Annotated in this window: 8 protein-coding genes; 5 read left to right on the top strand and 3 right to left on the bottom strand. The window is 73.4% G+C overall.

Annotated elements, in window-relative coordinates; translation table 11 throughout:
- Window positions 1-62 precede the first annotated feature (62 nt).
- The 3 genes from fxsA to KIF24_RS23975 are packed head-to-tail and all read left to right on the top strand — an operon-like array spanning window position 63 to window position 3,318.
- Window positions 63-233 (top strand): FxSxx-COOH cyclophane-containing RiPP peptide, encoded by a 171-nt coding sequence (fxsA, locus tag KIF24_RS23985; protein WP_221085949.1) that lies wholly within the window; start codon window positions 63-65, stop codon window positions 231-233.
- The gene (locus KIF24_RS23980) at window positions 215-1,417 is read left to right on the top strand and encodes an FxsB family cyclophane-forming radical SAM/SPASM peptide maturase (protein ID WP_331461263.1); all 1,203 of its coding nucleotides are present in this window, start codon (window positions 215-217) and stop codon (window positions 1,415-1,417) included. Before fxsA ends, KIF24_RS23980 begins: the two co-directional genes overlap by 19 nt.
- Window positions 1,414-3,318 (top strand): HEXXH motif domain-containing protein, encoded by a 1,905-nt coding sequence (locus KIF24_RS23975; RefSeq protein ID WP_221085947.1) that lies wholly within the window; start codon window positions 1,414-1,416, stop codon window positions 3,316-3,318. Before KIF24_RS23980 ends, KIF24_RS23975 begins: the two co-directional genes overlap by 4 nt.
- Here KIF24_RS23975 and fxsT read toward each other — a convergent pair.
- Complete coding sequence (gene fxsT / locus KIF24_RS34740) at window positions 3,311-7,366, bottom strand: FxSxx-COOH system tetratricopeptide repeat protein (RefSeq protein WP_221085946.1); 4,056 nt, start codon at window positions 7,364-7,366, stop codon at window positions 3,311-3,313. The two genes, KIF24_RS23975 and fxsT, sit on opposite strands and share 8 nt — an antisense overlap.
- Window positions 7,353-8,642, bottom strand: a complete 1,290-nt coding sequence (locus tag KIF24_RS23965; protein ID WP_221085945.1) for a TIR-like protein FxsC — start codon at window positions 8,640-8,642, stop codon at window positions 7,353-7,355. Before KIF24_RS23965 ends, fxsT begins: the two co-directional genes overlap by 14 nt.
- Before the next feature lie 209 nt (window positions 8,643-8,851).
- On the opposite strand from KIF24_RS23965, the gene KIF24_RS23960 reads away from it, so the two are divergent.
- Together KIF24_RS23960 and KIF24_RS23955 are read left to right on the top strand one after the other, a co-directional pair.
- Window positions 8,852-10,318 carry a sigma 54-interacting transcriptional regulator gene (locus tag KIF24_RS23960; RefSeq protein ID WP_221085944.1) on the top strand — a complete coding sequence of 489 codons (1,467 nt, stop codon included), beginning with the start codon at window positions 8,852-8,854 and terminating at the stop codon, window positions 10,316-10,318.
- 2 nt (window positions 10,319-10,320) lie between these two features.
- Window positions 10,321-12,273, top strand: coding sequence for a vWA domain-containing protein (locus KIF24_RS23955; protein ID WP_221085943.1), 1,953 nt, complete (start codon window positions 10,321-10,323; stop codon window positions 12,271-12,273).
- Here the strand turns inward: KIF24_RS23955 and KIF24_RS23950 are convergent.
- Window positions 12,270-13,277, bottom strand: a complete 1,008-nt coding sequence (locus tag KIF24_RS23950; RefSeq protein ID WP_221085942.1) for a GlxA family transcriptional regulator — start codon at window positions 13,275-13,277, stop codon at window positions 12,270-12,272. The two genes, KIF24_RS23955 and KIF24_RS23950, sit on opposite strands and share 4 nt — an antisense overlap.
- Window positions 13,278-13,288: the final 11 nt, after the last annotated feature.

The following is a 13,288-nucleotide window of genomic DNA, read 5'->3' as shown; positions in this document are numbered from 1 at the left end:
GGCTCCCGCACAAGTTGTCGCTCATTCGGGCGTGAGTCTTTTTCGCGGGTGGACGGATCATTATGGATACGACCGAAGACGGCTCGCTGGGTGTCCTCGTGGACCTCGGCGACGTGAGCCTCGCCGATCTGCCGGAGTTGGACGGGTCGCCGTTCGCATGTTCGCTACGCCGGATCCTGGACGAGGTCGACCGCCCGCAGGACGCGGTCGCCGGGTGGAACTCGGCGATGTGACCGTGCGGGGCGAGGGGCGTGCTCAGGCGGTGGCGGACGGGCCGGCACCGGTGCGGCCGGTGCCCTTCTCCGAGTTCATCCTCAAGGTGCACAGCAGGTGCAACCTGGCCTGCGACTACTGCTACATGTACGAGCTGGCGGACCGTAGCGCCCGCACCGATCCGCCGCTGATGTCCCCCGACATCTTCGATCGCACCTGCCGGCGGATGGCGGAGCACGTCCATGCGCACGAGCTGGCCGTGACGCGCATCGTGCTGCACGGCGGTGAGCCGTTGCTGGCCGGTGCCCCGACCCTGGCGCGGATGGCCGACCGGCTGCGGGGCGCGCTCGCGCCGGCGCAGGCCCGGATCACCGTGCAGACCAACGGCACCCTGCTCGACGAGCGGGCACTGTCCGTGCTGGCCGACGCGGGCGTGCTGATCGGGGTGAGCCTGGACGGCGAGCGGGTCGCCAACGACCGGCACCGCCGCTACGCCTCGGGGCGCGGCAGCTTCGACGCCGTCGACGGGGCGCTGCGGCTGCTGGCCGGCCGCGCCGAGGCGTACGCGGGAATTCTCTGCGTCGTCGACCTCGACGCCGACCCGCGACGGACGTACGAGGCGTTGCTGGCGTACCGCCCGCCGATGGTGGACTTCCTGCTCCCGCACGCCAACTGGGATGCCCCGCCGCCCCGGGGCGGGCGTGACGCGAGCGCCTACGGCAGCTGGTTGGCCGAGGCCTTCGACGGGTGGTACGACGCGCCGGTGCGGCTCACCCGGGTCCGGATCTTCGAGGAACTGATCAACCTGCTGCTCGGCGGAAGCAGCCGTACCGAGTCCATGGGGTTGAGCCCGGTCGCCGCCGTGGTGGTCAACACCGACGGCGGGTACGAACAGGTCGACACCCTGCGGTCCAGCTATCCGGGCGCGGTCGACACCGACCTGACGGTCTTCGACCACACCTTCGACGACGTGCTGCGCCACCCCGCCGTGGCCATCCGGCAGGCCGGGCTGTCGGCGCTCGCCCCCGGCTGCCGGGCCTGTCCCGTGCACCGGGTCTGCGGAGGCGGCAACTATCCGCACCGCTATCGGGACGGCAGTTTCCACAACCCCTCCGTCTACTGCCACGACCTGCGCCTGCTGATCGAGCATGTCGCGGGCCGGCTCCGGACCGACCTGGCCGGCCTGCCCAGACGCGGCCGGTGAGCGGCTACCACCGGCTCCGGCCGGCCGACCTCGACGCACTCGCCGCCGGCCCGGGCAGCGCCGAACTCGTGCGTACCCTGCGCGGCGGGCAGGTCAGCAAGCGGATGCTGCAGTTGCGCGCCGTGCTGGACCTGGCCGATCCGGCCGAGACCGGTCGGTACTTCGCGCTGCTCACCGCCGCGGCGCGGCGGGATCCGGCGGTCGGCCGGGCAGTGCTCGCCCTGCCGCACACCGGCGCGTGGCTCGCGGTCACCCTGCGCCGGCTGCGTCGGCAGGCCGGCCCATCCACCGTCCCGGCGCCGCTCGCCGGACGGACCACGACCGGCCTGGAGCCGACTCCCGACGCGGTCGGCCCGGTCGCCGCCGATCTGGGGTACCTCGGCGGGCTGGCCGCCGCGGCGGCGATCCGGGCCGGCCTGGAGTTCGAGTTGCCGGTGACGGCCGTGGACGGCGAGGTCTTCCTGCCCTCCCTCGGCCGGGCCCGCAGCGGCCGTGCCGGCCGGGTGACGGTGTCCCGAACTGGTGATCGGGTGCGGGTGGGTTCGGTCGAGGTGCCACCGCCCGGCGCGGAACCGCCCGGCGCGGGGATCGACTCGGACGGCTGGTCCGGCCTGCACCGGCTGCACGGCAGCGCCGACGGCCTCACCGTCCAGCTGTGTCTCGACGACCTCGATCCGTGCCGCGACTGCCACCGGCTCTGCGCCAGCGGCCGGTTGGACCCGGCCGTGGTGAGGCAGTGGCAGCGGCTGCTCGACGAGGCCTGGCCGATCCTGGTGCGGCACCACCGCGGGCATGCCGCCGCGATCTCCGAGGGGCTGCGGACCATCGTGCCGTTGCAGTCCGACACGGCCAGCGCGGGGGTGAACGTCACGAGCATGGACGCCTTCGGTGCGGTCTCGATGACCCCGCCGGCCGACGGCCAAGGGCTGGCCCTCGGCCTGCTGCACGAGTTCCAGCACGCGAAACTCGGCGCCGCCATCGACATCGAGCCGCTGTACGAACCCGACGACCGGCGGTACTACTACGCGCCCTGGCGCGACGATCCGCGGCCGTTGGGTGCCGCCCTGCAAGGGGTGTACGCCTTCGTCGCGGTGACCGAGTTCTGGCGGACCCGGCGGGCGGTGGCCCCGGCGGGGCGGATTCGACTGGCCGAGGTGGAGTTCGCGCGCTGGCGGGACCGGGTCGGGCGGACCTGCGCGGACATCCGGTCGCACGGGCGGCTGACCTCGGCCGGCCGCCGCTTCGTCGAGGGGCTGGACGCGGTCATCGACGGCTGGCGGGACGATCCGGTGCCGGCCGGGGCTGCCGCGCTGGCCCGCGAGGCGGCGGACGATCACTGGACGGTGTGGCGACTGCGAAACCGGCGGCCCGATCCGGGGCTGGTGGACCGGCTCGTCGAGGCCTGGCGGGCCGGGGTGGACTGCCCCGCGATCACCGTCCCGGTTCGGGTGCGGCCGGCCGACGGCAGGTGGCTGAGCCGGAGCCCTCGGCTGGATCTGGTGCGGCTGCGGTTGGCCGATCCGGAACGCTTCGACCGGCTGCGCAGCGGTGCCGAACGCCTCACCGACGCGCTACCAGAGGCCTCGGCCGGCGACCTGGCGCTGGCCGGCGGCGATCATCTGGCGGCCCGGGCGTGGTACCAGCGGCAGTTGCGGCACGAGCCGGACCAGTTGGCGGCGTGGGTCGGACTGACCCTCGCCGACGGTCGGCTGCCGGCCGCCGAGGCGGCGGTGCACGCCGACCCGGAGCTGTGCCGGGCGGTCCTGCGCGCGCTCGCGGCGGTCGCGGCGGCGCCGGATCCGCTGGAGCTGTGCCGCTGGCTGGCCCCGGTGACCTGCGTATCCACCCCCGACCGACCATCGCCGACGGTGCCGCCGGGTCGTGCGGCGGTGGTCAGGTAGGTGGCGGCTCCAGGTCGCAGTTGAGCCGGTTCGCCTCCACGAGTGCGATGGTGTTCGGGTGCTCCTCGCCGAGCACCCGGCGGTACAGCGGCATCACCTGCTCGCGCAACGCCCGGGCGCCCCGGTGATCCCCGGTGACGCTCAGGCTGGTGGCGAGGTTGTTCGCCACCGCCAGGGTGTCCGGGTGGCCGGGCCCGAGGATCCGCCGGCTGCGCTCGTGCGCCTCCTGGTCGCTGGCCAGCGCGGCGGCGAACTCGCGGCGGGCGAACCAGCAGTTCGCCAGGTTGATGTTGGCCGCCATGGTGTACGGATGGTCCGCACCGATGCGTTCGGTGAACCGGCCGACCACCTCGTGGGAGAGGTCGAAGGCGGCCTCCGTCTCGCCGACCTTACGCAGGAAGATCGCCAGATTGTTGGCGTAGGCGAGGGTGAACAGGTGATCCTCGCCCATGTTGTCCCGGTACCACCGGTGCACCGGCCGCGCCCGGCGCAGCGCTCCCGCGTCGTCCCCGATCGCCGACTCGTCGCAGGCCAGGTTCATCGCGCTGGCCTGCACGTCGGGGTGGTCGGGGCCGTGCCGCCGGCGGGACCGCACCAGCACGTCCGCGCTCAACGTGTGCGCCCGCTCCAGCTCGCCGATCTTGCGCAGGGTCACCGCGTAGTTCTTCAGCGCCCGTAGCGTCTCCGGATCCTCCTCACCCAGCACCAGCCGGTTCGCCTCCACCGCCGCCTCGAGGACCCGGCGGGACTCGATGAGATCACCGGTGTCGCGCAGGTCGCGGCCGTACTGGCCGGCGGAGAAGAGGGTGAACGGGTGCATCGGGCCGAGCGTCTCCCGGCGCCGGGCCAGGGTGCGCTCGTTGCGGCTCAGGGCGCCGCGCAGGTCACCGACCAGGCGCAGGGAGATGGCCAGGTTGTGCGCCGCGATCAGGGCGCGAGGATGATCCTCGCCGAAGACCTCCCGGGCCAGTTCCTCGGTGCGGGCGTCCAGGTCGCGGGCGCGCTCGAAGTATCCGAGCGCACGCAGGTCGGCGGCGAGGCTGCCGGCCGCGATCACGGTGTACTCGTGGTCCTCCCCGAGGCTGCGGCGGAGCCGGTCGTAGACGTCCCGGTCGATGTCGTAGGCGGTCTGGTAGCGGGCCTCCAGGCGCAGGGCGTTGGCCAGCTGGAACCGCATCATCAGCGTCTGCGGGTCGTCCGGGCCGTACCGTTCCTGCCACAGCGCGATCGCCTGTTCGGCCAGCTCGGCGCAGGTGGCGAAGTCGACCCGGATCCACATGTAGCGGGCCACGTCGAGCAGCAGTTGCCGCACCTCCGGCTGGTCCGAGGTGAGGGTCCGCGACGGCAGCAGGTGCGGCCACAGCTCCGCGTAGACCGGCCAGTAGTCGGGCTGGTCGGGGTCCTTCGGGTTGGCCGCCGCCAGGATGGCGTGCACGTGCTGGCGGTTCTCGTCCTTCTCCTGCTCGGAGAGCGACTCCCGGATCAGCTCCTGCACCAGCGTGTGCATGCGCAGGCTGGTCTGGCCGGCCTCGTCGGCGCGCTCCTGGCCGCGGCCCCGGCCACCGCCCCGGACGCTGTCGATGCGGGCCAGCGCGTACCGGCCGATGTCGCGCAGCGCCCGCCCCATCAGCAGGGGGTCGCGCAGCGAGGGATCGTGGGGCAGCAGCACGTTGATGAACCGGTCCCCGGTGACCAGCGACATCGGGATCGGCTCGCTGGCGAAGAAGGCGCAGACCTCCAACAGCTTCGCCGCCGCCGGGTTGCGCTCGCGCAGGCTGTCCAGCGAGACCAGCCACGGCTGCGCACCGGTCTGCTGGTAGTCGGCCGGCAGTTCCTCGGCGAGCATGTCGGGCAGGTACCGCCCGACCCGGGCGAGGTACTGGGCGGGAGACTCGCCGGTGGTGGCCAGCCACGCGCTGGCCTGTTCGATGGCCAGCGGCAGGTCACCGAGGCGGGCGGCGATCAGCTCGGCGTCGCCGCGGTCCAGATGCCCGGCCCGACGGCGGAGCAGGTCGACGCTCTCGTCCCGGTCGAAGGCGCCCACCTCCAGCATCCGGGCGTGCCGGCTCCAGGCGTGGTTGCGGGTGGTGACCAGCACGTGCCCGGGACCCTGCGGGATCAGTTCGGGCAGCTCCGAGGGCTCGTCGGCGTTGTCGAGGATGAGCAGCCAGCGCCGGAACGGCACCCCGCGGCGCAGCACGTCGAGGATCCAGTTGACCCGTTCGCTGACGCTGCCGCTCAGCGGCGTGTCCAGCTCGGCGGCGAGCCGGTCGGCGAGCGCGCCCAGGGCGAGACGCAGGACGCTCGGCTGCTGCGCCGATATCCACCAGACGATGTCGTACTCGGCGCGGAACCGGTAGGCGTACTCCAGGGCGATCTGGCTCTTGCCGACACCGCCGAGGCCGTGTAGCGCCAGCGGCACGTGACCCGCCTCGGAACCGGAGAGCCAGTCGCGCATCCCCTCCAGCAGCGGGCCACGCCCGACGAACTGGACGTTGCGTGGCAGCGGCACCCGCCAGACCGGAGGCTCGTTGCCCGGAAAGCGGCGGCGCACCGGGGTGCCTTCCGGGTCGGGCGCGGGCCGGGCGGGGTGGTCCAGTGCCTCCAGCAGCCGGGCCGTCGCCTCCTGCTCGTCGACCCCCACCAGGTCGACCGGGATGCGTTCCAGGAACAGCCCGGGGGCGCGGGAGTTGTCCAGCCGGACGGGCACCAGGTAGCTGGTGCCGGTGGTGGGGTCGTGGGCGGTGGCCCGGCTCCACAGCTCGGCCGCGTTCGGCGACTGCATGTACTCCTGGGACAGCAGCACGATGAGCCCGGCGGCGTCGCTGAAGCCGACGGCGGCCGGGTCGCCGCCGGCCGGGTTGGCGGGAAAGTCGACCTCCCGCATGACCGCCCGCAGCCCGGTGGCACGAAGTTCGTCGCAGATCCACTCCGCCCAGGCCCGGTCCAGGGCCGCGTAGCTGACGAAGACGTCGGGGGCGCTGCCGGCGAGGCGCTGCCGCTCGAACTTGGCCAGCCACTTGCGGCGGAGCCGGTCGTCCAGCGGGGGTAGGTCCTCGACCTCGCCGTCGGTGATGGCCCGGGTCAGCCGCTCGTACGCGGCGAGCAGCGTCGCCTCGTGGTGCGCCCGGTCCCCGAAGGCGGCGAGGATCTCCTCGTACGCGTAGTAGGGCTGGTAGGGGATCTCGACCTCACCCCAGTACCGGTCGCTCTCCTCCGGCGAGAGCCGGGGCAGCAGCGGAGTGAACCGCCGGCGCGCCTGATCCCGCCCGGCCTCCAGCTTGAGCTGTTCGGCGTTGTCGACCCGCATCGGCACCGGCAGGATCCGCACGGGCCGGTCGCCGCGTTGTCGGACGATCGACCGCGCCACCGCGACGGCCCCGTCGATGCTCTGCTCGTTGAGGGTGAAGGAGGTGACGACCGTGTCGGGCAGCCGCACCGTGCAGATGCCGGCGCCGTCGCTGACCCCGGTGCGGCTGTCGATCAGCACGTAGTCGTAGTTGGCCCGCATGCTGGCGGCCAGCGCGTCCAGGAAGCTGTTGCCGCCGAGCTTCTCGAAGAACGCCTGCCAGTCGAAGGTGCTGACCGCCTTGGTGTACGACGGGTCCTGCCGTCCGGCGGGCAGCAGGTCCAGGAAGCCGGGCCGGACGGGGTGGGCGCCGCCGGTCACGTCCCGCGGCGGCAGCGGGAAGCGCCACTCCAGCGACACCGCGTGCCGCAGCACGTCGGCCGCGGTACCGATCCAGTCCGGGTCCTCCGTCTCGTCGAAGGGACGGACGGCGGCGTCGGCGTAGTCGCGCGCCATGTCGATCACCCCGCGCGAGGTGCGCAGGTCCTTGTCCAGCAGGAACGGGTGGAAGTACCGGTGCAGACCGGGTGACTCCAGGTCCCAGTCCACGGCGAGGACCCGGTGGCCGTTCGCGGCGAGGATCCAGGCCACGTTCGCCAGCGCCATGGTGCGTCCGGTGCCGCCCTTGTACGAGTAGAACGTGATGATCCGGCCCTCCCTGCCGCCGGTGGTGGTCGTGGTTCGGTCAGTGGTCGTCACGCTGGTCCTCCCGTTCCGGTCTCGTCGCCGCCCACGGGCCGTCGAGTCGGGGCGGCACGGTGTCCGTCGACGGGTCGGGGTGCCGGTGCACCGAGCCTCGGCTGAACACCCGGTTCCGGGCGACCTCCAGCACCTCCGGAAGCTCCTCCTCGAAGGCGCGGTGGGTGATGATGTTCGATCGATACAGTTCGTCGTCGGAGGTGAACTCGTCGAAGATCTCCCGGCAGGCGCGGGAGAGGGTCTGCCAGTGCTCCCGGGTCTCCGGGTCGTCGCGGCTGCTGGGAATGAGGACCGCGGTGGCGGCGCGCTGATGGCCGAGCGCCGCCGCGGCGTGGGCGAGCAGGGCCTGCCGCCGCTGCGGCAGGCGGGTCATCCAGGCGTCGACGATCAGCACCAGGATCTGGTTGTAGCGGGCGGCCACCTCGGCGCTCTGTGGCAGCCCGTCCATCTGGACCACGGTGGACTGATAGCTGTGATCGGCGGCGATCTCCCGGGCGTAGTCGACAAGCGGCTCGGGCATCGGGGGCCGGTAGGGCGCCCACTGCAAGGGGTCGTCGCCGTACACCCCGACGTGCTGCCGCACGCCGCGCATCTCGTCCCGGCTCGACGCCGCCACCACGAAGTGCACCAGCATCGGGCTGGTGGCGTCCGCACCGGCGGCGGCCGGGACGCGGTCCGCCCCGTTCGTGGGCCGCTCGGTGTGGAAGGCGCTCTCGACGGCCTGCAACTCGACCGGGCGGTGGTGGTCCGGCAGTGGATGCGCCTCCACGCTCGACACGATCTGGGTGGCCAGCTCGAACAGGAAGCTGCGGTAGTCGTCGCTGTGCCGCTGCAGGCGCATCAGCTGCCGGACGCCGAGACGCTGGTAGAGGTCGCCGAGGCTGTCCGAGGAATACTGCAGGGGACGGGCCACCGGGTGGATCCGCCCCGGCTGCGCCGGAATCCACATCAACGGCTTGAGCAGTGAGGTGTCCACCCGTCGCTGGCTCTCGAACCGGGCGGTGCGGTCGGCGAAGAGTTGCCACTCCTGCCCGCACACCCGGCTCTGGAAATATCGTGGCGTCATCAGGGCGAGGAAGGATCGGCAGCTGCCCAACGCCTCGACCAGTCGCTGCGGCCACCGCTCGCCGAGCAGGATTGTCCGGTCCACGAATCCCACCCGCTCGTCCCGGGACAGCCCGGCGAGCAGTCGCACCTCGGCACTGAGATCCTCGTAGAAACGTTGGACGAGTGCGTCCTCGTCGCCCCTCGCGTAGCTGAGGAAGAAGTACAGCACCGCACCTCCGCGCCTGGACTCTGGCCATGGGGTGGCTGGGTCGTGGCCGTCGCCGGGCGGGCCAGGTGCCAGCGGCCGTGGCGGCGGGAGCTTCACCGCGAGTATAGGGGCGGAAGCGGGGCGTGGCAGCCCGCTGAACTGTCGTATCCGCGGTGGCCGGTCGCGGGACGGCGTACTCATCGCCGTGGCGACGCGCTAGCGTTGGGCGGGTGACTGCATCCCCGGTAACTCCGGTGCCCCCGGTCGACCTGCCGGCGACGCTCGGCGCGCTGCGCGCGGCCGGGTACCGGTACCGCACCGTCAAGCAGGAGCTGCGCGACAACCTGCTGACCCGCCTGCGCGACGGCGGGCCACGGTTCGCCGGCATCGTCGGCTACGACGACACGGTGCTGCCCGAGGTGGAGCGGGCGCTGCTCGCCGGGCACGACATGGTGCTGCTCGGCGAGCGGGGCCAGGGCAAGACCCGGCTGATCCGGTCGCTGGTGACGTTGCTGGACGAATGGACCCCGGTGATCGCCGATTCGGTGCTCAACGAGCACCCACTGCACCCGGTCACCCCGGCGTCGCGGGCGCTGGTCGCCGAGGCCGGCGACGAGCTGCCCGTCGGCTGGCTGCACCGCTCGATGCGGTACGGCGAGAAGCTGGCCACCCCGGACACCAGCGTCGGTGACCTGATCGGCGACGTCGACCCGATCCGGCTGGCCCAGGGGCGTACGCTCGGCGACCCCGAGACGATCCACTTCGGCCTGGTGCCGCGCACCAACCGGGGCATCTTCGCGGTGAACGAGCTGCCGGACCTGGCCGAGCGGATCCAGGTGGCGCTGCTCAACGTCCTGGAGGAGCGGGACATCCAGGTCCGCGGCTACCAGCTGCGGCTGCCGCTGGACCTGCTCCTGGTGGCCAGCGCCAACCCGGAGGACTACACCAACCGGGGCCGGATCATCACCCCGCTCAAGGACCGGTTCGGTGCCGAGATCCGTACCCACTACCCCACCGACCTGGAGCTTGAGCTGGAGTTGATCCGGCAGGAGGCAGACCTGGTCGCCGAGGTGCCGGAACACGTGCTGGAGGTGCTCGCCCGGTTCGCCCGGGCGCTGCGCGACTCGCCGTCGGTCGACCCTCGTTCCGGCGTCTCCGCCCGGTTCGCCATCGCCGCCGCCGAGACGGTCGCCGCCGCCGCGCTGCGGCGGGCCAGCCTGCTCGGCGCCGCGCCGGGTGGGCCGTCCGCCGGTGGTGGGGTGTCCGGTTCGCCGGAGGCGGTGGCGCGGGTGGGTGACGCGGTATCGGTGACGTCGACGCTGCGCGGCAAGGTGGAGTTCGAGAGCGGCGAGGAGGGCCGGGAGATCGAGGTCCTCGGTCATCTGCTGCGCACCGCGACCGCCGAGACGTTCCGGGCCCGGCTGGCCGGGCTGGACCTGTCCGGCTTCACCGCGCTCGTCGACGACGGGCAGGCCGTCGAGACCGGCGAGCTGGTGTCGGCCGACGAGCTGCTGCGCCAGGTGGGGACGGTGCCGGGGCTGGCCAAGGTGCTCGATCGGCTCGGCATCGGCGACGCGCCGAGCCCCGGGCAGGCCGCCGCCGCGGTCGAGTTCGTGCTGGAGGGGCTGCACCTCAACCGCCGGTTGGGCAAGGACGTGACCGATTCGGGTCGCACCCGGTACGGCGGCCGGGACTGAGCATGGCCGGCAACCGGTTCCGGTACGGACAGTGGCACGGCGGCCCCGACCCGCTGGCGCCGCCGTACGACGTGCAGGCCGCGGTGGACCAGGTCGGCGCGGAGGTGCTGGCCGGCGGCAGCCTGCGCGACGCGCTGCGAGACCTGCTGCGCCGGGGCCCGCAGGGGCGGGGTGGGTTGGACGGGCTGACCGCCCGCGCCCGCCGGCTGCGGCGCGAGGCGCTGCGCCGGGGTGATCTGGACGGCGCGGTGACCCGGGCCCGTGCCCTGCTCGACCAGGCCCTGGCCGCCGAGCGGGACGAGCTGGCCGGCCGCCCGGACGAGGCGGCCCGGTTCGCCGAGACGGAGCTGGGCAACCTGCCCCGCTCCACCGCGCAGGCGGTCCGGGAGCTGTCCGGCTACCAGTGGGCCAGCGACGAGGCGCGGCAGACCTATCAGCGGATTCTCGACGGGCTGCGCGACGAGGTGCTCGGCCAGCGTTTCGCCGGGCTGCGCGACTCGGCGCGGCTGGCGGCCGACCCGGCGGTGCAGGAGCGGGTGGCCGAGATGATGCGGGACCTCAACGCCCTGCTGGCCCGGCACGCCCGTGCGGAGGACACCACCGACGCGTTCGCCGAGTTCATGCGCAGGCACGGCGAGTTCTTCCCGGAGGGCCCGCGCGACGTCGACGAACTGATCGACCTGCTGGCGCGCCGGTCGGCGGCCGGGCGGCGGCTGATGAACTCGCTGTCGGAGCGGCAGCGCGACGAGCTGGCCGGCCTGATGCGCGAGTCGCTCGGCGACCGGCTCGACGGTGAGCTGGCCGCACTGGAGGGCAACCTGCGGGCGCTGCGGCCCGACCAGCGCTGGGGTCGGGGTGAACGGATGCAGGGTGGCCGTCCGCTGGGTTACGGCGAGGCGACCGGCGCCCTCGACGAGGTCGCCGAGCTGGACGACCTGCTCGACCAGCTCGGCCAGGCGCACCCCGGGGCGACCCTGGACGACATCGACGTCGACGCGGTGGCCCGCTCGCTGGGCCGCGACGCCGCCGACGACGTACGCCGGCTGCGGGAACTGGAGCGCGAGCTGCGCCGGCAGGGCTGGGTGACCCGGGACGCCGAGGGCCTGACACTCAGCCCGAAGGCGCTGCGCCGGCTCGGCGGCACCGCGCTGCGGCGGGTCTTCGCCGAGCTGACCGCCGGCCCGCGGGGGCGCCACGACCTGCGTTCGGCCGGGGCGGCCGGCGAGGTCAGCGGTGCCTCCCGGCCCTGGGAGTACGGCGACGAGCAGCCGCTGGACGTGGTGCGGACGCTGACCCGGGCGGTGCGCCGGACCGGCCAGGGGGTGCCGGTTCAGCTGGCCGTGGAGGATTTCGAGGTCGTCGAGACCGAGCGCCGGGCGTCGGCGGCGGTGGCGCTCTGCGTCGACCTGTCGTACTCGATGATCTCGCAGGGGCGGTGGGGGCCGATGAAGCAGACCGGGCTGGCCCTGGCGCACCTGATGGCGACCCGATTCCCGCAGGACGCGTTGCAGATCATCGGGTTCGGCCGGCGGGCGGCGACACTGACCCAGCAGGAGTTGGCCGCGGTCGAGCCGGACATGACCCAGGGGACCAACCTGCAGCACGCGTTGCGGCTGGCCGGGCAGCACCTGCGGCGCCATTCGGACGCCGAGCCGGTGGTGCTGGTGGTCACCGACGGGGAGCCGACCGCCCACCTGGACCCGGACGACGGGGAGGCGCTGTTCGCGTGGCCCTCGTTGCCGGAGACGATCGAGGCGACGATCCGTGAGGTGGACCGGCTCGGCCGGTACGGGGCGACGCTGAACCTGTTCATGCTCGGTGACGACCCCGGGCTGCGCCGGTTCGTCGACGCGGTGGCCCGGCGCAGCGGTGGCCGGGTCTTCACGCCGGAGGCAGACGACCTCGGGGAGTACGTGGTCAGCGACTACCTACGGGCCCGCCGAGGCCGCCGCTAGGCTCCGCCGATCGATCCCACCTTCTCGGGTGCGACGGGCGGTGTGCGGCGGAAGGTGCGCCGGTACGCCGAGGGCGCGACGCCGATGCGCTGGTGCAGTTGCTGGCGCAGCGCGGCGGTGGTGCCGAAGCCGCTGCGGTGGGCGATCTGGTCGACGGTGAGGTCGGTGCTCTCCAGCAGCAGCCGGGCGTGGTCGGTGCGTTCGTGCAGTAGCCACTGGGCCGGGCTCAGCCCGGTCTCCGCCCGGAACCGGCGGGTGAAGGTGCGTACGCTCATCCGCGCCCGCCCGGCCAGGTCGCGCAGGCTCACCGGCTCGTGCAGCCGCTGGCGGGCCCACTCCCGGGCGCCGGCGGTGCTGGAGTCGGGCACCAGCGGCACCGGGCGTTCGATGTATTGGGCCTGACCGCCGTCGCGCCACGGCGGCATCACGCAGCGGCGGGCCGCCTGGTTGGCCACCTCGCTGCCGTGGTCGGTGCGGACCACGTGCAGGCACAGGTCGATGCCGGCGACGACGCCGGCCGAGGTGAGCACCCGGTCGTCGGCCACGAAGAGCACGTCGGGGTCGAGGTTCACCCGTGGGTGCAGCCGGCGGAAGCGGTCGGCGTACGCCCAGTGGGTGGTGGCCCGCCGCCCGTCGAGCAGCCCGGCGGCGGCCAGCACGAAGGCGCCGGTGCAGGTGGACATGATCCGGGCGCCCCGGTCGTACGCGGACCGCAGCGCCTGGGTCACCTCGGGTTCGACGTCGTCGGAGCGGAACGTGGCATCGCCGCCGACCCCGGGCACCACCACGGTGTCGGCCCGATCCAGCAGCTCCAGGCCGTGCTCGGGCAACACCCGGAAGCCGGCGGTGCTGCGTACCGGCCGGCCGCCCGGGGTGCACGTGTCGACGGCGTAGTAGTGCTGGTCGGCGCTGTCCCGGGCGGTGCTGAAGACCTGTGCGGGTGCGCCGAGGTCGAGGCCGACCACCTGGTCGACGGCGAGGACGGCGACGCGATGCGGAGTCATGGCCCGATTAT

Source organism: Micromonospora tarapacensis, from assembly GCF_019697375.1.
GTDB classification, from domain to species: Bacteria; Actinomycetota; Actinomycetes; order Mycobacteriales; family Micromonosporaceae; genus Micromonospora; species Micromonospora tarapacensis.
Note: the sequence above shows the minus strand (reverse complement) of the source record. Positions and strands in the feature narration are given on the sequence as shown.